22 protein-coding genes and 1 pseudogene are annotated in these 24,526 nt (G+C 58.6%); 12 read left to right on the top strand and 11 right to left on the bottom strand.

Annotation, left to right across the window (positions count from 1 at the left end; translation table 11 throughout):
* Positions 1–220 precede the first annotated feature (220 nt).
* Positions 221–1,150 carry a LysR substrate-binding domain-containing protein gene (locus ACEN42_RS21945; RefSeq protein WP_371881461.1) on the bottom strand — a complete coding sequence of 310 codons (930 nt, stop codon included), beginning with the start codon at positions 1,148–1,150 and terminating at the stop codon, positions 221–223.
* 184 nt (positions 1,151–1,334) lie between these two features.
* Here ACEN42_RS21945 and ACEN42_RS21940 point away from each other — a divergent pair, with 184 nt between their 5' ends.
* The 6 genes and pseudogenes from ACEN42_RS21940 to ACEN42_RS21915 all read left to right on the top strand — a co-directional run bounded on the left by ACEN42_RS21940 (position 1,335) and on the right by ACEN42_RS21915 (position 5,795).
* Positions 1,335–2,033 (top strand): pirin family protein, encoded by a 699-nt coding sequence (locus ACEN42_RS21940; RefSeq protein ID WP_371881460.1) that lies wholly within the window; start codon positions 1,335–1,337, stop codon positions 2,031–2,033.
* 48 nt (positions 2,034–2,081) lie between these two features.
* Positions 2,082–2,495: a DoxX family protein gene (locus ACEN42_RS21935; RefSeq protein ID WP_371881459.1), complete on the top strand. Its 414-nt coding sequence runs from the start codon at positions 2,082–2,084 to the stop codon at positions 2,493–2,495.
* A gap of 288 nt (positions 2,496–2,783) precedes the next feature.
* Positions 2,784–3,520, top strand: a pseudogene (locus tag ACEN42_RS21930) (alcohol dehydrogenase catalytic domain-containing protein).
* Between the two features lie 366 nt (positions 3,521–3,886).
* Positions 3,887–4,270, top strand: coding sequence for a nuclear transport factor 2 family protein (locus ACEN42_RS21925; protein WP_371881457.1), 384 nt, complete (start codon positions 3,887–3,889; stop codon positions 4,268–4,270).
* Between the two features lie 15 nt (positions 4,271–4,285).
* Positions 4,286–5,053, top strand: coding sequence for an SDR family NAD(P)-dependent oxidoreductase (locus ACEN42_RS21920; protein WP_371881456.1), 768 nt, complete (start codon positions 4,286–4,288; stop codon positions 5,051–5,053).
* 202 nt (positions 5,054–5,255) lie between these two features.
* Complete coding sequence (locus ACEN42_RS21915; protein ID WP_371881455.1) at positions 5,256–5,795, top strand: MarR family winged helix-turn-helix transcriptional regulator; 540 nt, start codon at positions 5,256–5,258, stop codon at positions 5,793–5,795.
* A 194-nt stretch (positions 5,796–5,989) separates the two neighbouring features.
* Here ACEN42_RS21915 and ACEN42_RS21910 read toward each other — a convergent pair whose 3' ends face one another.
* From ACEN42_RS21910 to ACEN42_RS21885, 6 genes are all read right to left on the bottom strand, one after another.
* Complete coding sequence (locus tag ACEN42_RS21910) at positions 5,990–7,102, bottom strand: Gfo/Idh/MocA family protein (protein ID WP_371881454.1); 1,113 nt, start codon at positions 7,100–7,102, stop codon at positions 5,990–5,992.
* A gap of 92 nt (positions 7,103–7,194) precedes the next feature.
* Entirely contained in the window at positions 7,195–7,704 is a 510-nt protein-coding gene (locus ACEN42_RS21905; RefSeq protein WP_371881453.1) for a nuclear transport factor 2 family protein, read from the bottom strand.
* A gap of 287 nt (positions 7,705–7,991) precedes the next feature.
* Positions 7,992–8,939, bottom strand: coding sequence for a 3-keto-5-aminohexanoate cleavage protein (locus tag ACEN42_RS21900; protein ID WP_371881452.1), 948 nt, complete (start codon positions 8,937–8,939; stop codon positions 7,992–7,994).
* 282 nt (positions 8,940–9,221) lie between these two features.
* Positions 9,222–10,403 carry a substrate-binding domain-containing protein gene (locus ACEN42_RS21895; protein ID WP_371881451.1) on the bottom strand — a complete coding sequence of 394 codons (1,182 nt, stop codon included), beginning with the start codon at positions 10,401–10,403 and terminating at the stop codon, positions 9,222–9,224.
* Positions 10,404–10,811: 408 nt separating this feature from the next.
* The gene (locus tag ACEN42_RS21890; RefSeq protein WP_371881450.1) at positions 10,812–12,269 is read right to left on the bottom strand and encodes an NAD-dependent succinate-semialdehyde dehydrogenase; all 1,458 of its coding nucleotides are present in this window, start codon (positions 12,267–12,269) and stop codon (positions 10,812–10,814) included.
* A gap of 11 nt (positions 12,270–12,280) precedes the next feature.
* Positions 12,281–13,039 (bottom strand): SDR family NAD(P)-dependent oxidoreductase, encoded by a 759-nt coding sequence (locus ACEN42_RS21885; protein ID WP_371881449.1) that lies wholly within the window; start codon positions 13,037–13,039, stop codon positions 12,281–12,283.
* Positions 13,040–13,208: 169 nt separating this feature from the next.
* Between ACEN42_RS21885 and ACEN42_RS21880 the strand changes: the two genes are divergently transcribed.
* A complete protein-coding gene (locus ACEN42_RS21880) occupies positions 13,209–13,994 on the top strand; it encodes an IclR family transcriptional regulator C-terminal domain-containing protein (protein ID WP_371881448.1) in 786 nt (261 codons plus the stop codon).
* A 50-nt stretch (positions 13,995–14,044) separates the two neighbouring features.
* On the opposite strand, the gene ACEN42_RS21875 is transcribed toward ACEN42_RS21880, so the two are convergent.
* The gene (locus ACEN42_RS21875; protein ID WP_374191189.1) at positions 14,045–14,875 is read right to left on the bottom strand and encodes an IclR family transcriptional regulator C-terminal domain-containing protein; all 831 of its coding nucleotides are present in this window, start codon (positions 14,873–14,875) and stop codon (positions 14,045–14,047) included.
* 123 nt (positions 14,876–14,998) lie between these two features.
* On the opposite strand from ACEN42_RS21875, the gene ACEN42_RS21870 reads away from it, so the two are divergent.
* The 5 genes from ACEN42_RS21870 (at position 14,999) to ACEN42_RS21850 (ending at position 19,805) form a co-directional block, all read left to right on the top strand.
* On the top strand, positions 14,999–16,270 hold the full coding sequence (locus tag ACEN42_RS21870) for an aromatic ring-hydroxylating dioxygenase subunit alpha (protein ID WP_371881447.1): 1,272 nt from the start codon (positions 14,999–15,001) through the stop codon (positions 16,268–16,270).
* 2 nt (positions 16,271–16,272) lie between these two features.
* A complete protein-coding gene (locus ACEN42_RS21865; RefSeq protein ID WP_062265447.1) occupies positions 16,273–16,743 on the top strand; it encodes an aromatic-ring-hydroxylating dioxygenase subunit beta in 471 nt (156 codons plus the stop codon).
* 61 nt (positions 16,744–16,804) lie between these two features.
* Positions 16,805–17,791, top strand: a complete 987-nt coding sequence (locus tag ACEN42_RS21860; RefSeq protein WP_371881446.1) for a 2Fe-2S iron-sulfur cluster-binding protein — start codon at positions 16,805–16,807, stop codon at positions 17,789–17,791.
* Positions 17,792–17,855: 64 nt separating this feature from the next.
* Positions 17,856–18,527 (top strand): SDR family oxidoreductase, encoded by a 672-nt coding sequence (locus ACEN42_RS21855; protein ID WP_371881445.1) that lies wholly within the window; start codon positions 17,856–17,858, stop codon positions 18,525–18,527.
* Positions 18,528–18,806: 279 nt separating this feature from the next.
* Positions 18,807–19,805, top strand: coding sequence for an ABC transporter substrate-binding protein (locus tag ACEN42_RS21850; RefSeq protein WP_371881444.1), 999 nt, complete (start codon positions 18,807–18,809; stop codon positions 19,803–19,805).
* A gap of 49 nt (positions 19,806–19,854) precedes the next feature.
* Here the strand turns inward: ACEN42_RS21850 and ACEN42_RS21845 are convergent, their stop codons facing one another.
* The 3 genes from ACEN42_RS21845 to ACEN42_RS21835 all read right to left on the bottom strand — a co-directional run bounded on the left by ACEN42_RS21845 (position 19,855) and on the right by ACEN42_RS21835 (position 24,385).
* The gene (locus ACEN42_RS21845; RefSeq protein ID WP_371881443.1) at positions 19,855–20,460 is read right to left on the bottom strand and encodes an FMN-dependent NADH-azoreductase; all 606 of its coding nucleotides are present in this window, start codon (positions 20,458–20,460) and stop codon (positions 19,855–19,857) included.
* Between the two features lie 125 nt (positions 20,461–20,585).
* Positions 20,586–21,458 (bottom strand): 4Fe-4S dicluster domain-containing protein, encoded by an 873-nt coding sequence (locus ACEN42_RS21840; RefSeq protein ID WP_371881442.1) that lies wholly within the window; start codon positions 21,456–21,458, stop codon positions 20,586–20,588.
* Complete coding sequence (locus ACEN42_RS21835) at positions 21,428–24,385, bottom strand: molybdopterin-dependent oxidoreductase (protein ID WP_371881441.1); 2,958 nt, start codon at positions 24,383–24,385, stop codon at positions 21,428–21,430. Before ACEN42_RS21835 ends, ACEN42_RS21840 begins: the two co-directional genes overlap by 31 nt.
* Positions 24,386–24,526 lie beyond the last annotated feature (141 nt).

Raw genomic sequence — 24,526 nt, 5'->3', positions numbered from 1 at the left:
GAGAGCGATCACGAACTGCTAGTCGACGAGCGCGACGGCAAGAGTCTCGGCGACGATTCGGCGGCCGCGTTCAAGCGGTTTTCCAGGTCGATCGCGAGCACCGGTCTGGGCAGACGCAAATACCATCGGTGCATTGCGGAAAGCTCGACGACGCGATGACACTCAAAGCGGCCCATACATATCTCGCGCCGCCTATAGGAAACCCCGAGGGCGTTGTGTTTCAAACACCATCTCGCCACTTCTTGTTAAGTTTTCCGAAATCCGCGACCAGTGCATCGAGCAAATGACGCACCGCCGGAACCATGCCTCGGCGGCTCGGGAAAATCGCATGCACCAGACCGGGCGTCGAGGCCAGTTCCGGCAATATGTGCCGCAGCTTTCCGGACTGAATATCGGTGTCAACCAACTCGCGGGGCAGCATCGCGACGCCAATGCCGCGTAGCGCCGCCAGGCGGAGACTGGCGAGATCATCTGTTGCCAGGCGAGGCCGATGCCTCCATGAAATGGATCGACCGTCCGCGCTCAAAAGGTTCCAGACAAACTTCTCACTGCGGCTGGCCATCGAAAGGGTGGGCCATTCTCTCAGCGATTCGATCGATTCAGGCGCGGGATGACGTGCCTCCAGATCAGCGCTGGCGACCAAAATCTGGATGGACAAGCCCAGTTGCCGGACCGCAAGATCCGTATCTTCCAGCGGCGGGAGTCTGACCCGAATGGCGATGTCGACGCCTTCCTCGACAACGTCTACACGGCGATTTGTCGCATCGATCAGGATTTGAACGTGGGGGTTCTTCTCTACGTATCGCGCAACCGTCTCCGATACGCCGGAATTGAGCAGTCCGACCGGGCAACTGATCCGCACAGTGCCCTGTGGCTCAGACCGCGTTTGGTCCACCACGTCTTTCGCAGCCTTCGACTCCGCCACCATCGCGAGGCAATGCAGGTGGAACTGTCGGCCAGTCTCCGTCAATGACAGGCTCCTGCTTGTGCGATTGAGCAGGCGGATGCCGAGTTCCTCTTCCAGTGCCCTGACGCGCCGACTCAGCTTCGACGTCTGCACGCCAAGATCGCGAGCGGCGGAAGAGAAGCTTCCGTGATCGACGACCTCCACGAAGAGCCGAAGGTCATTGAGGTCAGTGATCTGGTTCATCGACGGTTTCAAGTATTTACTCGAGTGTTTCATTTTTCCTTCGATAAACCCCGAACTTTCTACCGCGAGCAACGATGCGTTGTCGACTGGGATCTACTCATGCTTTTGTTGCGAATATAGCATTGCTTCAACGTGTGAAAAACGCAAATGAAGAATCGCAAGACCGTACGAGAAGGAGGAAAAGATGCTTGTACATCGACGGTGGGAATCGCTCGGCCGCGCCGATCTGGGGTGGCTGACCGCCAAACATCATTTCGCCGTCAGCACTGACGATGATCCTGCTCATCGGGCACTGGGACCGCTGATCGTATGGAACGACGATGAGATCGCAGTGGGCAGCGGATTTCCACTGCACGGGCATCGCGATATGGAAATCATCACCTACGTCCGCCAAGGCGTCGTGGGACATCGTGACACCTTGGGATCCGAAGGAACCATTCAGGCCGGCGATGTTCAGGTAATGAGCGCAGGTTCCGGCATACGACATATGGAGTTCAATGTAGGTGACGTGCCGCTGAAGCTCTATCAGATATGGCTGATGCCTCGCGTACCGGGTGGCGAGCCGAGGTGGGGCACGAAGTCCTTTCCGAAGAGCGATCGCGCAGGGCGCTTCGTGGTGCTGGCAAGCGGGTTCGATACCGATACGGAAGCGCTTCCCATCCGCGCAAATGCGCGTGTTCTCGGCGCAACCCTTCAGACGGGGAACAGCATCGAGCAAGCTTTCAGCAGCGGGCGGCAAGCCTATATCGTCGTCGCAGCGGGAAGAATCGAAGTGAATGGCGAGTCGATGGGACCGCTCGACGGCGCCGCGATCACGAGGGTGGAGTCCATACGGATCAATGCTCTCGAAGACTCTGAACTGGTGATGGTGGACGCCGGCTGAGAGTTTTCCTTTTGACTCCACTTGTAAGCGTGTTCTCAGGAGCGTGTTATGGATAGTTATAAGTTTCTCCCTTTGCTTGGCCGCATTTTGATCGGTGCACCGTTTGTCATGAGCGGCATGAGCAAGCTTGCTGCATACACGGCGACTGTCGGATCCATCGGGGCCGTCGGTCTGCCGTTGCCGCCACTGGCCTTTGTTATCGCAGTGTTGATTGAATTTGGCGGAGGACTGCTTCTACTGTTCGGCTACCGCGTTCGCTTCGCATCGCTGGTAATGGCGGTGTTCTGTATTGCCACCGCGATATTCTTTCACCGCAATCTGGCCGACCAAAACCAGATGATTCACTTCCTGAAGAACGTGATGATGGCGGGCGGTCTTCTGCAGATCACGTCTTTCGGCGCCGGCGCATACAGCCTGGACGGACGCATGGCCTTGCGGCTCCGGTCTTTGAAAGCAAGCTGAGAGGCGGCGCCCGCAGAGACTTTCGAAGCAGCGATAGCAGGCGGGCGGCTTAGCCAGACCCGAGAAAAGTGAGATATCGGTGTTTCGAGAAAACGGAGCGGTGGCACGAGCTTCTCATGATCAACTTACACTAGATGATTCGAATGGGCGTAAGGCAACGTTCGAACGAGCGTTGCCTTGCTGATCTCGTGCGTTCTATGAGTCAGTGCGGCCACACGCCGCATTGGAGAGCACAATGAAAGCTGCGGGTTATCGAATCAAAGGGTGAACCGCAGGTGCTAGTTTGACATCAAGATCCTCACCCCGACGCCCGGGCCGCGCGATTTATTGGTCAGGGTGCGGGCGGATCGGTCAATCCCGTCGATGTGAAGCGTCGTCGATCGGAAGACCCCGACGGACACTCGGATTATCGAATACTGGGCTATGACGCGGCAGGCATCGTTGTGGCGGTTGGAAGGGAAGTCTCGCTCTTCAAGCCGGGCGATAGCGTCTTTTATGCGGGGGCAATGAACCGGCCAGGAGCAAACGCAGAATATCACGCCGTCGATGAGAGAATTGTTGGTCGAATTCCAGGTTCGCTTACCTCCGCAGAAGCTGCCGCTCACCTCCATTACGACGTGGGAGATCTTGTCGGACCGGAAGTCAAGGCAATTGGTTTCGAAAGTGTCGACTACGTTGCGGCTATCACGACAACGGCGCGGAGCGGACCGGACATCGCGCGTGCAACGAATCCTCAAGGACACGTCACGTTGATCGATAACTTCGACGACAGCATCGCGCCGTTCAAGCCGAAGAGCATCACGATTTCGTGGGCGATGATGCTTACGCGTTCGCTGTTCGAGACAGCGGACACGGACGCGCAGCATCGATTGCTGACGGAGGTCTCGGCGCTCGTGGACGCTGGCGTGCTTCGAACCACCTTGTCGCAAGCGAGTGGACCTATCAACGCGGAGAATCTCCGCAAAGCTCACGAGACAGTTGAATCGGGGCGAGCCATCGGAAAGATCGTCCTGGAAGGATTTTAAGAGGCGTTGGGCGGTAAAGAAGCGCGGTCGTGGCAGTGTGTGCAAAGCGGTACGGTCAATGTCACTGGCGCAGCCAGATAGCCGAATTGTCGATCCTCCGGGACTTCGAAAAAGATACCCCTTGCAGCCTCAGGGGAGGAGCATTATCATCTTTCAATATATTGAGCGATATCGAACGACGCGACATAGAATAAAATAGCCTGACAGGCTGCCGAACCGGGTTCCTGGAATGGACACGCCATAGCGGTCGCGGCACGGCGAATTCACGCATTGGCCAACAACTGTGTCCCACCGGTACGTATTGCGCGGACACGTGCAAAGCACGTCTGTTGGGACGGGTTACATCATCTGAAAAGAGGATTCTCGATGTTGAATACGCAAACACCAACAACAGCATTCCAGTTTGTTTCGAAGGTGTACCACACGATCGATTCGATGGACGAAGAGGGGTTCGCAGACTGTCTGACCGAGAACTGCTCGTTCGTCTACGCAAACAGCGATCCTGTCATCGGTCGCGCAAAAGCAACTGCAACCTCGCAGAATTTCCTCAAGCAACTTGCGGGGATCAGGCATGACATCCTCAATGTATGGGCCTTCGAGGATGTCATCGTTTCCCGGATATCTGTGACTTACACACGCAAGGATGCGTCAACGCTGACGGTTCCGGCTGTGACGATCTGGACATTGCAAGAGGAACTGATCGACGAATGCCGCATATACGTTGATGCTTCTCCGTTGTTCGAGCGTTGATCGAAGGGCACGGAAATGAATCGCGATCTTGAAGCGAGGACCATCATCGTCACCGGTGGCGGCTCCGGAATCGGGCGCGCGGCGGCGTTGGCGTGCTCCATCGCGGGGGCGCGCGTTGTCGTCGGCGATATTGTTGTTGCAGGTGGGGAAGAGATAGTCTCGGCGATTCGGCGCACAGGCGGTGACGCGATTTTCGTTGCGACCGATGTAGCCCGCGAAGAACAGGTCGAAGCACTCGTAGCGGCGGCATTGAGCAAGTATGGCCGGCTAGACGGTGCATTCAACAATGCCGGTCTTTCCCAGACGAACGTTCCACTTCACGAACTGACAGCTGAGCAATGGCGGCGGATTCAGTCGGTCAACTACGACGGTGTGTTCTTTTGCATGAAGCACGAGATACGCGCCATGCTATCGACGGGTGGTGGTTCGATCGTCAATACCTCATCCACGCTGGGCCGCGTGGCGATGCGCAACGCGGCCGACTACTGCGGCTCCAAGGCGGGCGTGCTGGGGGTCACCAAGGGCGCCGCGGTCGACTATGGAGAAAAGCAAATCCGGGTCAACGCCATCCTCCCGGGTGCGGTGAACACGCCAATGGTTCAGGCGCTGGTGTCCGACCCGCAATTCGCCGATCTGATCGAGAAGATTAGAGCCAGTCATCCGTTGGAACGAATCGGCGCTCCGGAGGAGATTGCCCCTGCGATCGTCTGGCTTCTTTCGGATAAGGCATCCTTCGTGACGGGAACCGAACTGGTCGTCGACGGGGGTTTCCTGGCCACTTGAGGCGACAGTGGTTCATGCGGCCGTTCGCTTACGAGGCGTACCGCCTGCCGCGATTGAAGTCGTGATCGCGGCTGTCAGCTTTGCTTCGCCTCCGGATACATCGAGGCGTTACTATTCCTGTAGTATGATCTCACTTTAGCTGAATCCATGTCGAACGAATAATAGCGGCCGATGGCTCGATGTCATGGCGAGGAACAAGGGAATGCCTAAATCTAACGCATCCGCGGTCGCAGCAGCCAAGAGCGCTCCAAAGATAGCAGAGGCAGCAGCGACGAGACCTTCAGACGTTTTTGATGATCGTGGCAGAACCGTTCCGTGGATTGCACGGACGATTCATCGTCTCTACGATGCACAGGGGCAGAAGCTACTCGACAGGGAGAGTATTCCGATTGCATATTGGTATTACCTTCGCGTGCTGGCTGAACGCGGCGAGATCAATCAGCTTGAGCTGAGTAAGCGCGTAGGCATCGCGTCGACGACCGCAGTCCCCGCACTCGACTATCTGGAGAAGCGCGGTCTGGTGAGGCGAGTCCGGGATCCAAATGACAGGCGGAAGTATTTTGTTGTCCTACAGGATGAAGGAAAGCGTCTCGTCGATCAGATGCTGCCCGAGTTGACCGACATGATTTCGGGTTCGCTCGACGGAATCTCGCCAAGGGACATGCGCGTCTTCTGGAAGGTCATGCACCACATCGAAGCGAACCTGATTCAGATGGCACAAGGCGATACGATCGTTGACTGACTAGTTTCTTCGTCCTTCGTGTCCGCACGACTACGCTGTCCCCGCCCTCGCGCGTGTCTTCAAACTGCCTCCGCAAACATTGCCGCATCGCACGCTGAACGCAGCGCTCCGCTCGAATCAGGAGGGGAGGCTGCACACTCATATCTGCTCGTTCCTTATCAGGATGCGTTGCGTGCGCCAGCCGCGTTGGCTTGCTACTCGCCTAACGTAATCCGATTTCCCGTTTCACTCGACTGCTCGATTGCATCGAGCACTTTGTGCAGGTCGCATGCATGGTCGAAGCTGGGCGCCGTGCGGGTGCCGTGCCGCAGGTCATCAGCGATCAACCGGTAAACGCCCGCGACATTGCGCGCAGCAACGGCGTCGCCTACGTCGATTGGGAACGGATCCGGGACGTCGAGTTCTTCGTAACCGCTCTCGCCTTTGCGTCCGAACTCGATGCGCAGCGGAGAGATGTTGATCGCGGGGACGTACTCGTTTTTTGCGGTGACGCGCAAGTCGCCCTCGCTTCCGTTGATCTCCCACAGCAGCTTCATCCCACGCGGCACGCCACCGCGAAGTTGTAGTGACAGCGGGGCGCCAGAGCGCAGAATCGCGTTCGCCATGAGATGGTCGGGCGTTTTCATCTCGACAGTTTCTCCGGTCTCGATGATGCGCACGGTTCGCCTGCGTTGCGACAACACCGCGTCGATCTGTTCGACGTCGCCGAGGACCGCATCGATAGCAGAGATCGCGTGCCCGCCGATCACGGAGAGCAGTGTGGCGCCGTTCCGGTTGTCCATGGCATAGGCGTCACCCTGCAGGATGTCGTCGCCCCAACTGAAACCTGAGCCGATGTACGTCGAAGAGAGGACATCGCCGATCTTGCCGTCCGCGACGAGCTTGCGCATGAACTGCACTTCCGGGGACGCGATGGCCTGTGCGCCCACGACGGCCAATGCTTTCTTTTCGCGGGCGAGTTCGGCAAGTGCGATTGTTTCCTCAAGTCCGTTGCCAAGCGGCCATTCGCTGTACACGCTCTTGCCTGCCAGCAAGGCCGCCGTAACGACTTCCTTGTGGTGCTGAACCTTGACGGTGACGACGACGATATCGATGTCCGGCGACGCGGCCAGCGCTGCCGCACTCCTGAACGCGCGCGGAATGTTGAATGCGGCGGCGGCCGCTTGCGCGCTCGCGAGACTCGTATTCGCCACACCAGAGAGCTCGAAAATGTCGGACATGGTCTGCAAGGCCGGAATATGGGCGGTAGCCGCCCAACCGCGTCCCGGACTCAGGCCGACAATGCCGACACGATATTTCCCTTCCATTGCTTCCTCCTGGAATCTTTACGCATAGCTTCAATCTTGAGCGCGTGCTCTCAAACTCTGGCGATATGGGGGCGGTCAAAGACGGCCCCCCGTCAAACGACCTGATACTTGTACGAAGGATCGTCCTTGTCGCGGCGACCGACTGTAAAATTCTCGAGCGGCGCCAGACTTTCGGGAACAGGGTCCGATCGCTGCGAATCGAGCACGACCAACCGATCGGCGATACGCCATTCACCCTTGCGCCGCTCCATTCGGTCCACGTAGCGAATGTTCACCACCCAATCCATCGCCGGTTTGTCGCCGTCGGGTTTCGCGCGATGGTGGGCCTGGGCATAGTGCTCCGCAAACGCCACATCGCCGTGCACCTCGACATACTGGTTGCCGGTGAAGTGTTGAGTCGATTCGAAGCTCGGCAATAGTTTGATTGCCCAGTCGATGAATCCTTCGATACTTCCGTTATAGGCGCCGTGCCTGTCAATCGCGTCCGGGTGATAACACGACCGAACGAGATCCCAGTCCATCCGATCAATGCCGCGGCAATACCGGATGTGAACGCGGCGAATCTCGGCTTCATCTAGTAGCTGCTGAAGTTTCGCTTCCAACTTCGATCTCCTTGGTTGAATCGCCGTGCCTCAGGCAAATCGCTTCCGCGCCGCTGTGGTGTGTGGTTCGACCCACAGAGAGCGCAATCCATTCCGTCGCGCGTGCTCATTCCGCGAGGACTTGGCGACCACTTTCATGAGTGGCGAGACGGTCGAACCATGGCCAACCCGGTACGGCGATGTCTGCTTTGCAGAGAGGGCTTCGTCTGTGTGGAACTCATATCCGTCACCCTCTACTGCTCGTCATGAACCGCCGTCGCGTGCGTGAACATGGCCGCGCAATACCTTCAAGTTCGCGCGGGTTTGCCGATCAGCTCTCGATATTCATTGGCCGTTGCCGGTTTGCGGCCGAGCAGGCCGGCGATGTCGCGCGCCATTGTGAACATCTCGAGATTGCTTTTAAGGCGCTCGTCGCTATTCGGGTACTTCCAGGGCGTGTCTTCCGTGCCGACGCGGATATGCAGACCCATCATCGTCGCGAGCGTCGTCATGTACAGGCTAGCGCGACCGGCCGCACAAACACTGATCACAGAGGTCGGATCGATCTTGCGGATCTGGTCGACCATCAGGAACAGGTGTTGAGTCATGTCCTGCGCGTCACTGACCCAGGTCCCCGACACGAGTGTCCGGCCGACGTTGAACGGCAGCCCATACAAGATCAACCAGTTGTACGGTTTCTTCAGAACGCCGGTATCGATCAGCTTGCGCTTGGCGAGTTCGATTTCACCCGAGCTGTGAACCGCCAGCTCTGGCTTGACGCCGACTTCCTCGAGCGTCGCGACAGCCGGCAACGCGAAGGCCTCAGGATGCCCCGGCGCACACGGTGCGACTTCCGTCAGGCCTTCACGAGCGGGACTCAAGCACATGTCGAACGTGGTGCCGTTCAGCACGTTCACGTTCGGGACGAAATCGTTGCCGAAGCGAGCTCGCAGCGGCTCGATAACCTGCTTATAGGCTTCGACCGGGAGGTAATCGCGATCCATGCGACGCCCCTGCGCGTCGGTCATGAATGAAAAGTCGATGTGGACCCCGCAGGCGCCCGCTTCGATCACGGCGGTTGCTTCATCCACATACGCCTGGAAAGACGACGTGTCGTCGAAGCGTCCCGAAACCGCGGCGTTGATTGCGATTTTCTCCGACACATTCCACTTGGGCTGCAAGTCGGCTCCTGCAATGAATTGATACTCCTCCAATTCGCGTTTGGCGGCTTCCCAGAGCGGCAGTTTTTCCATCATGATGATCCTCGACACAGGTAGTAAATTTGGGTCCATGAGCCTTTCGAACCCACGAAAAAATCTAACTGAATACGACTCGGCGGCTCGCGCCGGCGCGCGTCGACTTCGTCCAGACAAATCGATGCAGCGGATACTGTGCTTCACAAGATTACTGTATATCGAATCATGCGATATGGAATCAATAAAATCAAGGCTTTCAGTGAATACCCTGATGAATTTTGCGCGGATTCCGGTGCTTCCTGTCGATAACCCTCTCGCGCAGGCGTGGCGCGTCCTCGGCTATCAGCGCTCAAACACAGCCTTCAATTTCTCTGGTGGGAGCGCGGAAGTGAGGTCGGCATCCGGCGGAGCCGTGGGGTCGCATTTGGGGTCGAGTCCCTTTGCGCTATCTGCATACGCGAACGGAAGGATCGAAGGAGATTCCTTGTTGACGGTTCCCTGGTATGCGGCTACACCCTGGCGTACCGCGAAGCGTACGTAGGTTGTCGTGCCATCGAGCGTGAAGTAGGGGTAGGGCTTGCCCGATTGCTTCGCCGCGACAAAATGGCAGTTCACCTGGTTGTCGCTTGCTATCGTGGCGATCGCGGGGACCGGAAGGTGAGCCTGTTCGAATGCCTTGACGGCGGCCAGGGCGGTCTCGCCGCCATCCGTCACGATGGCATCGATCTTCGGATATTGCGCGATGAGACCGACGGTGGCCTTTTGTGCGTCGACAGGATTCCAGTTCGTCACGACATATTGCTCGTTGAGCAACTTCAGATCCGGGTATTTCTTGAGTCCGCCTCTCAGGCCATCCATGAAGTTCTGAGAGGTGGTCGCGCCAGGCGAGCCTCCCATGAACACGACATTTCCCTTCTTGAGTGTGGTTCCGAGCCAGTCGGCCCACAAGACACCGATCTGCTTCGTATCGCCGACCACGTTTATGACGTAGTCGCGGCCTGGCACGCCAGCCATCTGAGCCGAATACGGGACCACCGCGACGCCGGCTTTCATGGCTGCCCGCATTGCGGGAAGCTGCACCGCGCCAAAGTCAGGAAGCAGAACGAGGACGTTGATGCCCTGCGCGACCATGCTGTTGATGTCGGAATTCGCCTTCTGCGGATCGCCGTTAGCGTTGCTGTAGATGACCCGTGTGACGTTCTTGCATCGACTCAGTTCGTCCTTGACTTCAGCGAGACCCGTCTTGCGCCAGGTATTGCCGCCGTAGCCATCCGATACGCCGACTATCATTGGCTTCGTGCCGCACATCGGCGTGATATCGCCTTGGCGGTTGGTGACGGAATCTTCCAGCGCGTGGGCGGTACAGATGAAACCAAGGGAGAGAAGCAGTCCGGTGCACATCTTCGCGGCTGAGGAAAAATACTTGCCAGGCCAATATCGATCGCGACGGTTCTCGAGACCGTCCGCATGAGAGCGTTGCACTTCCTGCAATGGAGCCTGCGAAACGCGAAGCTTGAAGAACATGGTGATCCTCGCCGTCGGTGATGGATGAGTGATGGAGCAACTCGATTGGAGAAAAGGAATATCCGTGTGCCGGGACCGACACTTAACCCATATGAATCGATGCGTCATTAGATCGATTCATATCGAATAATGTTTGCCGGGACGAATGAAGTCAAGCACTCTTGGGGAAAGTCCCTGTGCGGACGTTGTTGAACCTGATGGGTGCGGACCGGATTTGCTTCGTGTAAAGCGCTGAGACGGCGCGGGTGCTTGCGCCTCCGCTCACAAGCTGAGGCTGAGCTGGGGGAGAGGATGGAAGGCAGCCCGATCTAAAACGGGCCAGCGAAGACTACTGTTTTAGTCGCGTCCGCCGCAACAGCAAACCTTGCCGGTACGGCGGCGCCAACGAAGGAGCGGGTCGTGCTCATGTCAGGGAACGCGACTCGCCTGCGACACAAACTTGGTTACAAGGTAGGCGTCGAATGTTTCGCTGCCTCCTTCGCTGCCCATGCCACTATCCTTCACGCCACCCAGCGGCGTCTCGGGAAGTGCAAGGCCGAAATGGTTGATGCCAACCATTCCGGCTTCGATACGGCCAGCAACGTATTCGGCGGTCGCGATCGAACTGGTGAAAACGTAGGAGGCTAACCCGTATTGCAGCGCATTGGCTCGTGACAGAGCCTCATCGGCGGTTGTGAATGTCGTTACCGGCACAACCGGTCCAAAGGGCTCCTCGACCATCAGGCGTGCATTGTCGGGCACGCCGGTGAGAATTGTCGGGGCGAAGAAATACCCTTTCTCGGCCAGACGACCGCCGCCACAAATCAGTGAAGCACCGCGTTCTTGCGCGTCCGTCACCAACGCCTCCATCGCTTCGACGCGCCTTTCGTGTGCCAGCGGTCCCATCTGGGTCCGGGGGTCAAGGCCGTCTCCAACGCGCAGTGGCGCGTATTCGGCAGCGAAGGCATCCACGAATCGCTCATAGGCCTTTTCGTGCACGTAGAAGCGGCTTGGTGCCATGCAGACCTGACCGGCATTGCGTGTCTTGGTACCCGCCAGAAATCGCGCTGCTCCTTCGATGTCGGCGTCGTCGAACACCAGCACGGGTGAGTGGCCGCCGAGTTCCATGGTCATGCGCTTCATGTGCGCGCCGGCGAGTGACGCCAGTTGTTTGCCAACGGAGATCGAGCCGGTGAACGAAATCTTCCGTACCGCGGGGGCGTTGATGAGATGTCTGGAGACCTCGGAGGGCACGCCCCACACGATGTTGAGACATCCGGCCGGTAAACCCGCATCGTGGAAAATGCGCGCCAGCGCCACCACCGCGCTTGGCGATTCCTCCGGGCCCTTGAGGACCACTGTGCACCCTGCGCCCAAGGCAGCGACGACCTTACGGAGCGCCAGGTTGAAGGGGAAATTCCAGGGTGTGAACGCAACGCAAACCCCTATGGGTTCCCGCGAGACCATCTGCTGCACGCCTGGCGCGCGTGGCGGGATCATGCGCCCATAAATTCGCCGGCACTCCTCCGCATGCCATTCGGCGTGCTCGGCACAGCTCTGAACTTCCAGAATGGCTTCGTTCAGGGGCTTGCCCTGGTCGAGCGTAATGTTACGAGCGATCTGTGGGGCCCGTTCCCGGATCAAGGAAGCAACGCGGCGCAGCAACGCTGAACGTTCGATTGCAGGCGTGCGCCGCCAGATCTGGAATGCGACGGCCGCTGCGCTCACAGCATCATCCAGATCCTGAGGCGTGGCGTGTGGCAAGCGGGCAAACGCGTTGCCAGTTGCGGGGTTGATCACATCCTGTTCCGGCCGCCCGTCGGCGACTAGAAATCGGCCATTGATGTAGAGCGCGAGTGTTTCGTAAGGTGCGGTTGTGGTGTTCATGGCGTTCCAGCTCAGAGGAAAACACTACCGCCGTCCACGGCGAGGGTCTGACCGGTGACAAAGCTCGCACCGTCACTCACGAGGTAGGCGAGCGCTGCCACGAGGTCTGCCGGCACTTGGTCGCGCTGAATACAACGGCCAGCAGTACGGGCATTTTCACCAATGCGATCGTGTAGATCGGTCTGCAGCACGCCATCGCTGAGCGTGAAGCCTGGCGCAATCGAATTCACCGTGATGCTGTCCTTCGCCAGTTCCCGCGCAAGCGCGCGCGTGAAGGCAATGACGGCGCCTTTGCTGGCCACGTAGTGCGCCATGTTCACCGGCCCCTTGATCGGTACGGTCGATGCAATATTCACCAGCCGACCTCGACCGCTTTGTCGAAGTTGCGGCAACACCGCTTTGGCGCAGTTGAAGGGGCCGAGCGTGTTGACCTCCATCACCCGCATCCACTCCTCATTGGTGATCTGCTCAAACGGCTTGAGTGTCAGGGTGGTAAATAGCGCGGCGTTATTGATCAGACCGTCGATTCCACCGAACTCCGAGACCGCTGCGGCGGCCATGTCCGCAACGTCCGTCTCGCTGACGACGTCCGTTCGCACGCCGATGGCCTGATGTCCGGACTCACGAAGCCGTGTCGCGGCTTCCTCGGCGCCACGCAAGTCGGCGATGACTACGCGGTGCCCCAACTGCGCAAGGTGCTCGCTGAAGGCATAGCCAATGCCGCTGGCGCCGCCCGTGACGATGAGGCGCTTAGGTGATTCAGGTTTCATATTTCCCTTCGCAGTTCATAAGATTCGGATGTCAGTATGAGGACGGCCTCACGCAAGGTTGAGGGCGTTCGATTGACATTCCGCTCCATACATCATCAGATGTCAAAGATATCGACTAAACTGTCCGGATACCGGACGTTTGTACGGAATTCGAATTCTGCGAGGATCTATGGCAGTCAAGACAGGCGCAAAAGAATCACCTGAAAGCGAGCCGGAATACGTGATGGGGCTGGAAAAAGGGCTATCCATCATCGAAGCATTCGGGATGAAAAAAGGGCCGTTGACACTGACACAGGCTGCGGAGATAACCGGCCATACGAAGGGCTCGGTACGGCGCAGTTTGCTAACTTTGTGCAGGTTGGGCTATGCCGCGCAGAACGGTCACAGCTATGTTCTCGCGCCGCGCGCTTTGCGGCTGGGCTACGCGTATGTTGTCTCGGACCCTTTGACCAAGATCGCACAGCCTGTCCTGGAGATCACTAACGAGCGTACGCAAGAGTCTGCATCGATCGCCGTATTGGATTCGCAGGATGCAGTCTTCGTCGCGCGCTCGACGCACCGGCGCAGCCTGTCCAGCGGTCTCGGCGTTGGCTCGCGCCTGCCTGCTTACTGTAGCGCCACCGGCCGCGTTCTCTTGTCAGGCCGTCCATCTGCCGAGGTGCGATTCATGTTGAACAGAATGGCGCGTCCTGCGCTGACGCCTCATACCCGGACAACGACCAGCAGCATCATGAAGGAGATCGAGTTTGCGAGTAGACACGGGTATGCGATCATCGATGAAGAACTGGAGATCGGTATACGCTCAATCGCTGTTCCGATCAGGAATGCACGCGGAGAAATGATTGCAGCGATGAGCCTCTCGGTCTCCACGAGTCGGATGAGCCGCGAAGGTGTCGTGGAGCACCTCTTGCCGGAACTCGAGATCGCACGGCGTCACCTCGCCACGTTGCTGTAACGCTTCGTTCGATCTCGGACAGCGTAGGGAAGTCCGTGTTACAAGGCGTTTTACAGCGAGCGTTGCAACCGCCCGGCCGTCTCACGTAGCGTCGGCAAAAAACTTTCTCGCAGTGTTTCGATGCTCACGCGCCCCGAAAAAACGCTCACGCTCAGCGCCGCCACGACTTGCCCGGCGCCGTTCTTCACCGGTACGGCCATCGCCGACATACCAATTTCCAACTCTTCGTCGCTGATCGCGTAACCGTCCACCACCGCGCGCCGGATCGCCTTCAGCACGCCGTCGACATTCGCCACTGTGCGATTAGTGAGGCGCTTCATGGGCACGCTTTCCAGATGTGCCCGCGTCTGTTGTTCAGGCAGATCGCCCAGCAGAACGCGCCCTGTGGCTGAGCAATAGGCGGGCAGGCGACCGCCGAGCTTCACGCCCGTCGAAACGATACGCACTGCCTCGGCGCGTGCGATGAACACGGCATAACCCTCGTCCAGCACGGCCAGTGACACGGACTCCTGTAGCTTGTCGCGCGCGATCGCTAAAAGGGGTTGCGCAATCTGCGGTAAGGACGATGTGCTGAGGTATGCGCCACCCAGCCTCAGCATGCGCGGCAACGGCGTGAAGAATTTTCCGTCGTGCGCGAGATAGCCGAGATCGACGAGCGTCAGCAGGCAACGCCGCGCTGCGGGGCGGCTCAATTCGGCCAGTTGCGCGGCGTCAGAGACGGTCATGCGTGTGGTGTTCGCGCCGAAGGCTTCGATGATCGCCAACCCCTTCGCTAGTCCCCCCATTCCTTCCTTCGCCCGGCTCTCGGTTGACGCGTCTCCATCCGTCACAGGCGACGAGTCACCGGTTCGCGTATTGACAGGCCTTTTTATGGATGTCATATTGGTTCCAATATCGAACAATGTACGATATTCGAACACATCGAAAACGGGCTGTCAACGACGGCCTCGACTCGGTCTCTCGGAATCTTGCGTTCGGCAAACGCCAGCTATGGAGTCAGCGACTTGAACATCATCCCCATTCAACCGGCGCCCCGCGCCACTGTCCAGTGGCCCGTCGAGGGCGTCACGCGCGTACCCTATGCACTGTTCCAGAGCGAAGATGTATATGCGGATGAACAGGTAGCGATCTTTCGTGGTCCGCACTGGAGTTATCTCTGCCTCGAAGCGGAGTTGCAGAGTTCAGGCGACTTCCGCAGTACGTTCGTCGGCGATGCTCCGGTGGTCGTCACGCGCGACACGGACGGCGAGCTCTATGCATTCGAAAACCGGTGCGCTCATCGCGGCGCGATGGTTTGCCTGGAGGACCACGGCAACGCAAAGGACTTCAGTTGCGTCTATCACGCCTGGACCTACAGTCTGCAGGGCGATCTATGCGGCGTTGCGTTTCAGGACGGTGTCAACGGCCAGGGCGGCATGAAGGAAGACTTCTGCCTCGGCGATCACGGCTTGCGCAAGCTGCGCGTCGCCACGCTGCATGGTCTCGTGTTCGGCAGCTTCTCCGACGATGTACCGCCACTCGACGAATATCTCGGCGAGGAGATCGTCGAACGCATTGCGCGCGTGCTTGAAAATCGTTCGCCAGTCGTGCTCGGCCGCTTCACGCAGATGCTGCCGAACAATTGGAAGCTTTATGTCGAGAACGTTAAGGATTCCTATCACGCAAGTATCCTGCATCTTTTCTTTACAACATTCCAGTTAAACAAGCTGTCCCAGCGCGGCGGGATCATAGTCGACGCCAGCGGTGGGCATCACGTCAGCTATTCGGCGGTCGATCACGCTGCTGAGGCAGCGGAGCAAACGGCCGCGGACGGCTACGCGGAACAGAAGATCCGCTCGGAGAGCGGCCACAGCCTCGAAGACGCCTCGATCCTCGCGGGCGCCGACGAATTCGGTGACGGCGTCACTTTGCAGATCCTTTCGGTGTTTCCGGGCTTCGTGCTACAGCAGATTCAGAACGCCATTGCAGTGCGGCAGATCCTGCCGCGTGGTGCGCGGCAGACCGAACTGAACTGGACCTATCTCGGCTTCGAGGACGATACACCGGAGCTGCGGGAAATGCGTCTGCTCCAGTCGAATCTCGTCGGACCGGCGGGTTATGTCTCTATGGAGGATGGCTGCGTAGGCGGCTTCGTGCAGCGTGGCATCGATGGGGCCAGTGACGCACGGTCAGTGATCGAGATGGGCGGCGAAGGCACGACAAGCAGCGCCAGCCGCGTAACCGAAGCCTCGATTCGCGGATTCTGGAAGGCCTACCGTAACGCAATGGGATATTGACGATGACGCAGGACATTCATCAACTGATCGCGCGGGCGCAGGCCGAATACGCACGCTGCATCGACGACGGCGACCTCGGGCAGTGGCCCGGGTTCTTCACGAAGTCATGTCTTTACAGGGTCACGACTGCCGACAACCATCGCCGTGGTCTCGTGGGCAGCATGATCTACGCGACCTCATACGGCATGCTGGTCGACAGGGTCGCCTCCTTGCGCGATGCGAACATCTATGAACGGCACGTCTACCGTCATTTGCTCGGGCAGCCGTATGTGATCCATGACGACGGCGTGGAGGCACACAGCGAAACGTCCTTCATGGTTGCGCGCGTCATGCGCGACGGAACCACCGACCTGTTCGCAACGGGTCGATATTGCGATGTATACGTGCGCGAAGAGGCCAGTGTGCGGTTGCGCGAGCGCATCGTCGTGTGCGATAGCTCGCGTGTCGATACCCTGCTCGCGTTGCCCCTGTGATCCCCGCGAAGTCACTCCAAACCTTGCCCGACGACGGTCGACAAGTTATCGAGGCCATATCATGGATTTTCAGATTTTCGTCGCTGACAGCGATATAACGTTCTCGTGCACGACAGGTGAAACCGTCCTCGACGCAGCCGAAAGGGCCGGCTACGCGGTGCCTTACTCGTGCCGCAAGGGCGTCTGCTCATCCTGCGAAGGACGCCTTGTGACGGGCGAGGGGCGCTCTCCGGTTCAGGGAACAGTGGCCGCCCCAGCCGAAAGGGCGCTGTTGTGCTGTCTGCGCCCCGACACGGACTTGACAATCGCGCCGCGTCGCATCGAGAAGCGCGACCCCGTAGCGCGCAAGACGCTTGAGGCCTCGGTATACCGCATCACGCAGCCAGCAGACGACGTCACCATCCTTCAGTTGCGGCTGCCCGCGGGCGTCCGAGTGAAGTTCGGTGCCGGCCAATATCTGCAGGTCGAGCTTGACGATGGCACGCGCCGTAACTATTCGATGGCAAATGCGCCGCACGAAAACGACGGCGTGCAACTGCACGTGCGCCACGTGCCCGGCGGACGTTTCTCCGAAGACGTGCTCGGCAGCATCGCGAAGGGCGACCGGCTGCGCATCGAACTGCCGTTTGGAGAGTTCACGCTGCGCGAAGGGTCGAAGAGGCCGGCTTTGATACTCGCGACAGGCACGGGGTTCGCGCCGGTGAAATCGATCATCGAAGACGCACTCAAGCGCAGGGTGGAGCGGCCGCTGTACCTGTACTGGGGCGCTCGCAGGGTCGAAGACCTCTATCTCTCAGCGCTCGCACAGAAGTGGCACGACAGCGCCCGCGTGCAGTTCGTGCCGGTGCTGTCCGAGCCGGATGAAGCCTGGACGGGAAGACGTGGTTTGGTGCACGAAGCCGTGCTCGAAGACTTCGGCTCGTTTGCAGGATATGAGGTGTACGCATGCGGGAATCCGGCGATGACGAGTGCCGCACGCGAGACCTTCCTGAAGGCCGGCTTGCCAGAAGACGACTTCTTCAGCGACGCGTTCGTGCATACCGATTGACGTACCGGTGCCGAATGGCCCGAGCTTTGATAACACCTTTTCATAACTAATAGGAAGCCTAACAGTGAAGACTTTTCTCAGTATTGGATCAGGGCCGGGCATCGGAATCGCGACTGCCACGCGCTTTGCGCAAGAAGGCTTCCGCGTGATCCTGACCTCGCGCAATCCCGAAAATCTTGCCGAGAGGGCCACGCGATTGTCGAACGAGGGTTACACCGTTGGCATCAGGTCGGTCGATGCCGGGAATCTGGACAGTGTGCTTCAGCTCGTTCGCGAAACGGAAGCGGAGTACGGTGCAATCGACGTTCTGCATTTCAATTCGGCGTCGATGCATTCCGATTCGATCGAGACGCAATCAATCGAGACGTTTGTGCCCGATCTGACAGTGAACATCGGTGCGGCGCTCGTGGCCACGCAAGCGGCATCGCGCGGCATGCTGGCGCGCGGAAGTGGTGCGATCCTGCTGACTGGCGGCGCATTGGCCACACACCCGCATCCCGACTACCTGTTACTTGGAATTGGCAAGGCCGGGATCAAAAACCTGGCGTATGCGGTTTTCGACAATTTCAAGGAGCGGGGCGTCCACGTCGCTTCCGTCACTGTGGCGACATTCGTTTCGGCAGACTCTCCCGAAGCGCGCGGTGTCGCTCAGGCGTTCTGGGATCTGTACGCTCAACCGCGCGAGAACTGGACGCCGGAAGTCATCTACCCGGGCCAGCGACCCGATCAACCATAGTCATGGCCGATGAGTCGCAAGCCCGCTTCCGGCTTATCGGTTTCCAATCCTTATATATTTTAGACCACCTTCAATTCTCAGACGATTCGCGGTTTCGACAGTTTGGCGGCCTCGCGTGCACGTGCTCATGCTGACGGGTAACAACTTGCGATGTATTGTGTGTATACGCATGATTCGATATAGTATCAAACGATGACGTTCTAATAGACCTTTCAGTCGCTTGACCAGGCTGGTAGCGACGTCTTCGTTTCGATTGTCCTGCATAAAGGAGAGGAGATTATGGGAAATCACAAACTTCGGCTGTCCATCGCCGTTGGTAACTACGATCGCATGCGTCCGCTGGTCGATGGAGATGTCCAGATCGACGGAGTCGATCCGGTCTTCATGCTGCAGGAGCCTGAGGAGATTTTTTTTCGCGCGTTTCGGCACGCCGACTACGACATCTGCGAGCTCTCGCTCAGCAGCTACTCGGTCAAGACTGCCGCGGGCACCTCGCCCTATACCGCTGTGCCAGTCTTTCCGTCACGGGCCTTCCGGCATACGGCTATCTATGTACGAACAGATCGGGGAATCGAAAAGCCTGAAGACCTGAAAGGCAAACGCATCGGCGTACCCGAATACCAGCTCACCGCGAACGTCTGGGTCCGACTCTTTCTCGAAGAGGAGTACGGCGTCAAGGCCTCGGATGTTACTTGGGTGCGCGGAGGCTACGAAGATCCGACGCGCGTCGAAAAGATCGCGTTGAACCTGCCGGGCAACGTCCGGATTGAAGACGCCCCCGAAGGCGAAACCATTTCCAGCCTTCTGGCGGCAGGGAAGATCGACGCAGTAATCGGGCCACGAGCGCCTTCCTGCTTCGATCAGGGCCATCCTCAGGTCCGATACCTGTTTGACGATCCGCACAAGACCGCCGCCGATTGGTATTCGCGCACCAAGCTGTTTCCGATCATGCACACGCTCGGCGTCAGGAAGACACTTGCCGACGAACATCCATGGCTGCCGGGCGCGCTCGTCAAGGCATTCGAGAAATCGAAGGCCCTCGCGCTTACGCGGCTCAGCGAGACCGGGGCGACCAAGGTGACGCTGCCGTTCGTCGAAGACCAGTTGCGGGCGGCGCGCAAGCTAATGGGCTTCGATTTCTGGCCATACGGCTTTGCGGAAAACGAGCGGACGATCGACCGTTTCCTTGCCCAGCATCATGCGGAGGGGCTTTCCAGCCGGCGACTGCAGCCGCATGAGCTGTTTCATCCGGCGAGCCTTGAAAGCTTCAAGATCTGATCGGTAAAACAGATCGCATACGGGGCAGCGTGGCTGCCCCGACGCCGCCTCACGCGGCGAGTGCGGCGGTCTCTCGCTTCGCCGAGGCGATGGCTCCGCTGCGTGCCTGTTCACCCATCGCCACGCCTTCCGCACGGATGAAAGTAATATCCGTGATGCCAAGAAAGCGGAAGGCGGCCTTCAGATACGTCTCCTGATGATCGAAGAAGGCGGCGGCCGATCCGTCGCTATACACGCCACCACGCGACGAGGCGATGACCAGCCTCTTGCCGCCGCACAGTCCGATCGGGCCGTGCTCGCCATAGCGGAACGTCTTCCCGGCGACGGAGACGCGATCGATCCAGGCCTTCAGTTGAGAAGGCACCCCAAGGTTGTACATCGGCGCGCCGATGACCACAATATCGGTGGCCAGGAATTCCTCGAGCGCCACCTGGCCCAGGGCGATGTCGGACTTCAACGCGTCGTCGAGGGGCGCGTCTTGCGCGGCTGTGAGATGCGCCGCGGTCAGATGGCCGATCGGCGTTGCAGCAAGGTCGAGACGACTGACGGCAAGCTCGGGATGGCGATCCCGGAAAGTCGCGACGACATGCGCTGACAGATCACGGCTGACGGATCCTTGCCCAAGGATGCTGGAATCTACGTGTAGCAGTTTCACGAGGCTTGTCTCCAAGCGGGTTACTGTGTGGCACCTGAAGTACGGGGACTCAGTGTGCCTCACACTAGACGGTAAAACATGGCTGGTTCAATCCGGTTTTTCGCGCTCGCTTCGGAGCCAGGGCTTCAGAACAACAATGTGCCGAGGCTGAGGTTCCCCGTACGATCTTGTGTAGCGACAACTTTTTCCGTTCCATCTTTTCGCACTCGAATCTCAACTTGCGAGGATGGCGCCGTAAGGCCGGTGAAACGGAAGTCACCGAAAGGGTCAGTCCTGGTTGTGCGCTCGCTTGCATCGGCGGCGTCCCGGAGGATGACTTCGGCATCCTCGAGATTGCGCAGTTTGCCATCGTCTCGTTCCTCACAGACGTTGCCCGTCACGAGATGGCTTAGCGCATCATCCAGACTCTTGTAGAAAACGCGCGGCCTGGTGCCGAACTCCGGGTGAATTACCGAAAGGCGCTCCTTCTCAACCATGTCTGCCAATTGGGCGTCCGGGACATTGAATCCGCGGATCGCCTTGGTGGGACAGGCCTGCGCACAGCGGGGTTCTTTCCAGCCGGCGTCGAGCAGGTGCGCATCGAAATTCCAGTTCTGCGGAACTTGTTCCTGCTCATTCCATTCGATCATGCCGTAAGGACATGTCCGGACCAGATCGCGGCGGCCGCGCGACTTGACCGGATCGATCATCACGACGCCGTCCGGGCGCTTGTAGATCGCGCCATCCGGTGCCGCTTTGATACAGGGTGCGTTGTCACAGTGATTGCAGGTCTTCGGGATATAGGTGACATCGACCAGCGCACCCTCTCCGCGGACGTGACGTTCGATCCGGATCGTTTCGAGGCCTTCCGGCGGGTGTGGCGCCGAATATCCCGGAAAGGCGTTGCCGGTGTACTCGTCCTTTGTCGCGAGGACACAGTTTCGGCAATTGATGCAGAGTGACACGTCAATGACCAATGCCCAAGTGTTCACGCTGCCTTCTCCAGACTTGAATTCCATTTTTCCACCTCTACCCAGCAAGTATTTGGCATGATTCCGTCCGCTGTCCGACTCATCTTTCTCCCAGGCGTGAGTAGATTGAGACAGCCTCCACGATCGACCAGACCCAACGAAGTCTCGATCATGTCGAGCTCGGCACAGGACTCGTTGCCGCGCGTCACACCCGCCTTGACGAGGTGAGAGACGTCCACGGCACAGATGACTGACGCTTGCGCGTTGTAGACCCGCACCAGATCGCCACGTTGCAGACCCCGAGTCTGAGCATCCAGTGCATTCAATCGCAGAACCCAATAGCGATAGCCGTCGACTTCCATCCGGTGTTCGTCGATCATGCTCACGTGACTATTCTTTCCGTCCGCATGCGTATGGAAGCTGTAGACGGGATGATTGGTCACGAGCTGCAGCGGAAACGGTTGCTCGCCGGTGCTGGCACCGTTCATGTAGCGGTTGACGGCGGGCCTTGCGGGATCGATCTGTTCGATACGACGAAGGCTCGACGGCACGAATTCGAACTTGCCCGACTGTGTCGGCAGGCCGTCGCCGAAGCCGAGCGAGTAGGCGGCAGGCAGTGGATTCGGCTCTGGCAAATCCTTGGGTCTTCCTTCCGCAAACCAACGCATGTCGACAGGCGGCTTGTCGTCATCCTTCGGGGGCGGTACGACGTGATAGCCCTTTCGGAGGAACTTCTTCCAGGTGGTTTGTTTGGGCAAGTCGGTTGAATTGAACATCCGCTCGCACCAGGCCAGTTCGGAGCAACCGCCTTCCGAGAACATTCCGCCGTATCCGAGTCGCGTCATGATATCCAAAAGGATCTGATAGTCCGACTTCGATTCGCCGAGAGGCTCGATGCACTTATGCTGCATGGTCACCACACGGTGATTGAGCTGGCTCTGCGCATGCTGGATGTAGCCGCCGCAGTTCGCCCATTCGGAGATGTCATCACGTTCGAGTGCGGTACACGCGGGCAGAATGACGTCTGCGAACTGAGCCTCGTTCTCCATCCAGATCGACTGGTTGACGATAAATTCGAGCGATGAATGACGATACGCTTCAACGAGCCTGTTCGATCCCGGCGTTGTGCCAAAGGATGACGAGCCGTAGCGGTACAGCATGTGAATGCGGGAATGGCCTGGCTTCGGATAAGCGTATTCAGCAAATTGCCCTTCCATTGAGAAGCCATCCCACGCGTAGCCGTGCGAGTGCCCATCCACGATGGCTTCGGCGAGCCGTTGTCGGGGAATGGCCTGCTTGACCGGGTTGATCGTGATGATGTGGGGCATGCGACAATAGTTGTTGGCCGCGCTCGCAGTGTTGTTAAGGTCACCCGAGATGCCACCCTCGGCGTAGCCGGGGAAGTAAAAGTTGAGATCCTGCGGCGCACCGATCTGCAAGTTGCCGAAGTTGATCCCGGGCTTTCCCCATCCTTGCATTGCCATCATCATGACGACGCTTCGCGCCCATTGAGCACCCGTCTCGGTGCGGCAGGCGCCACCAAAACCCGCGCCCAGGCCACCCGCCGCAAGATAGGTCTTTTTCGACGCCCACAATCGCGCAAGACTGTAGACGTCTTTGGCGGGCACGCCGGTTTCCGCTTCCTGCCATTCCGGCGTTTTCGGTACTCCGTCTTCTTTGCCGAGGACGTAGGCACTCCATTCATCGAATCCGGTTGTTTTGGATGCCACGTATTCCTTGTCATAGCTGTCGTTCACGATCCATTCATGCATGATCGCGATTGCGAGCGCCGAGTCGGTGCCAGGTTTGATCGGCAGCCATTTACCGCCAAGGAACTGCGCGGAGTGCGTCAGATAGGGGTCAATGTGTACGAATTCGATGCCAAGCTGCTTGGCCCACAGCCGGCGCTCAGTGCCTTCGAATCCTCCATATACCCCGCTGGTCGATTCGGGGTCGCTCGACCAGAACACGATGACCTCGGCATGCTGAAGGCAGTCCTCAGTCGTGCCGTAAAAGCTCGGCGTGCCCAGGCGCAAGCTGTTGCCATAGTGATGCATGGCTCCCCAGTACCAGCCTTCCCAACTGATCGGACTCGGTTCGACGCGAGTGAAGCCAATCAGATTACCGAAGCGCAGGAATGCGCTCAGGTAGTAGTTGATATTCCCCCACTGGTGATGTGCGCCCGTGACCATGGCTATGGCTCCGGGACCGTAATCTTGCTTCATCCGGCGGATTTCTCCGGCCACGATATCCAGCGCTTCGTCCCAGCTAATCCGTTCATAGCCAGAAATCCCGCGATTCCGGGGATTGCGTTCACCGCAAGGGTCAAAGTCGACGCGCTTCATCGGATAGAGAAGGCGCTTTTCCGAGTACACGAGCGATTTGAGGGAGAGGGCGTGCGGGCTGACCGTCGCGCGGCGTGCCGGTGAAAACCGACGGCCTCTCGCCGTGATACTCCAGCTCGGTCCATCGTCTTCTTCGAGATCGATGGGCGTGGTGCGGACGATCTTGCCATCCTTGACGAAGACGAACACGGGTCCACCATTCGTGAGGGTGACATAGCGGGTGGTGCCGTCTTTCATGGCCATGCCCTTTCGCCACGCGGCCGTTTTCATCGTGTTGACGAGTTGGCCGAACCACACGAGCTTTTGGTCGCTTCCACCCTGCGTGATCTTGAAGTTCTTAAGTGCATCGATGAGGAACGCATGATCGGTGTTCGGCGCGAGCATCTGACGAGCTGTTGCCACGTCCATAAAGACAAGCTCCGCGTCGGGTTTCGAATTCACACCCCAGCTCCCCGATACGGTGCCGTTCTGGAAATGGAGCTGCCTCGAAAGTGTGTTGTCCCTGAGTCGCAGTTGAATGACTCCGCTTCCTGTCGCCAGATGCGCGCGCATGGACGGGAACTTTCGCGCCGCGATACGCAGTACGGTCGGCATGAGCCAGAGAATAAGTATGAGGATTTTTCGTTGCATGGTGCTTTCAACCCTGAGTAGCGCTGCGTTTCGATTGGCCCCGACGGCTGCTGGTCGGGTGTCGCTCGGTCTGCTGGGTAAAGTAGCTATGCTATCAGTACTCAATCGACATCGAATCATATGTTAAAGTATAATCCAACG

This window comes from Caballeronia sp. S22 (genome assembly GCF_964261745.1).
Taxonomy (GTDB): domain Bacteria; phylum Pseudomonadota; class Gammaproteobacteria; order Burkholderiales; family Burkholderiaceae; genus Caballeronia; species Caballeronia jiangsuensis.
This window is presented reverse-complemented; position numbering and strand designations above follow the sequence as displayed.

Bases quoted from the DNA above. Each gene is read 5' to 3' on its own strand.
- ACEN42_RS21945 (WP_371881461.1), bottom strand. From the start codon at position 1,150: ATGAACCAGATCACTGACCTCAATGACCTTCGGCTCTTCGTGGAGGTC.
- ACEN42_RS21940 (WP_371881460.1), top strand. From the start codon at position 1,335: ATGCTTGTACATCGACGGTGGGAATCGCTCGGCCGCGCCGATCTGGGG.
- ACEN42_RS21935 (WP_371881459.1), top strand. From the start codon at position 2,082: ATGGATAGTTATAAGTTTCTCCCTTTGCTTGGCCGCATTTTGATCGGT.
- ACEN42_RS21925 (WP_371881457.1), top strand. From the start codon at position 3,887: ATGTTGAATACGCAAACACCAACAACAGCATTCCAGTTTGTTTCGAAG.
- ACEN42_RS21920 (WP_371881456.1), top strand. From the start codon at position 4,286: ATGAATCGCGATCTTGAAGCGAGGACCATCATCGTCACCGGTGGCGGC.
- ACEN42_RS21915 (WP_371881455.1), top strand. From the start codon at position 5,256: ATGCCTAAATCTAACGCATCCGCGGTCGCAGCAGCCAAGAGCGCTCCA.
- ACEN42_RS21910 (WP_371881454.1), bottom strand. From the start codon at position 7,102: ATGGAAGGGAAATATCGTGTCGGCATTGTCGGCCTGAGTCCGGGACGC.
- ACEN42_RS21900 (WP_371881452.1), bottom strand. From the start codon at position 8,939: ATGATGGAAAAACTGCCGCTCTGGGAAGCCGCCAAACGCGAATTGGAG.
- ACEN42_RS21895 (WP_371881451.1), bottom strand. From the start codon at position 10,403: ATGTTCTTCAAGCTTCGCGTTTCGCAGGCTCCATTGCAGGAAGTGCAA.
- ACEN42_RS21890 (WP_371881450.1), bottom strand. From the start codon at position 12,269: ATGAACACCACAACCGCACCTTACGAAACACTCGCGCTCTACATCAAT.
- ACEN42_RS21885 (WP_371881449.1), bottom strand. From the start codon at position 13,039: ATGAAACCTGAATCACCTAAGCGCCTCATCGTCACGGGCGGCGCCAGC.
- ACEN42_RS21880 (WP_371881448.1), top strand. From the start codon at position 13,209: ATGGCAGTCAAGACAGGCGCAAAAGAATCACCTGAAAGCGAGCCGGAA.
- ACEN42_RS21875 (WP_374191189.1), bottom strand. From the start codon at position 14,875: ATGACATCCATAAAAAGGCCTGTCAATACGCGAACCGGTGACTCGTCG.
- ACEN42_RS21865 (WP_062265447.1), top strand. From the start codon at position 16,273: ATGACGCAGGACATTCATCAACTGATCGCGCGGGCGCAGGCCGAATAC.
- ACEN42_RS21860 (WP_371881446.1), top strand. From the start codon at position 16,805: ATGGATTTTCAGATTTTCGTCGCTGACAGCGATATAACGTTCTCGTGC.
- ACEN42_RS21850 (WP_371881444.1), top strand. From the start codon at position 18,807: ATGGGAAATCACAAACTTCGGCTGTCCATCGCCGTTGGTAACTACGAT.
- ACEN42_RS21840 (WP_371881442.1), bottom strand. From the start codon at position 21,458: ATGGAATTCAAGTCTGGAGAAGGCAGCGTGAACACTTGGGCATTGGTC.
- ACEN42_RS21835 (WP_371881441.1), bottom strand. From the start codon at position 24,385: ATGCAACGAAAAATCCTCATACTTATTCTCTGGCTCATGCCGACCGTA.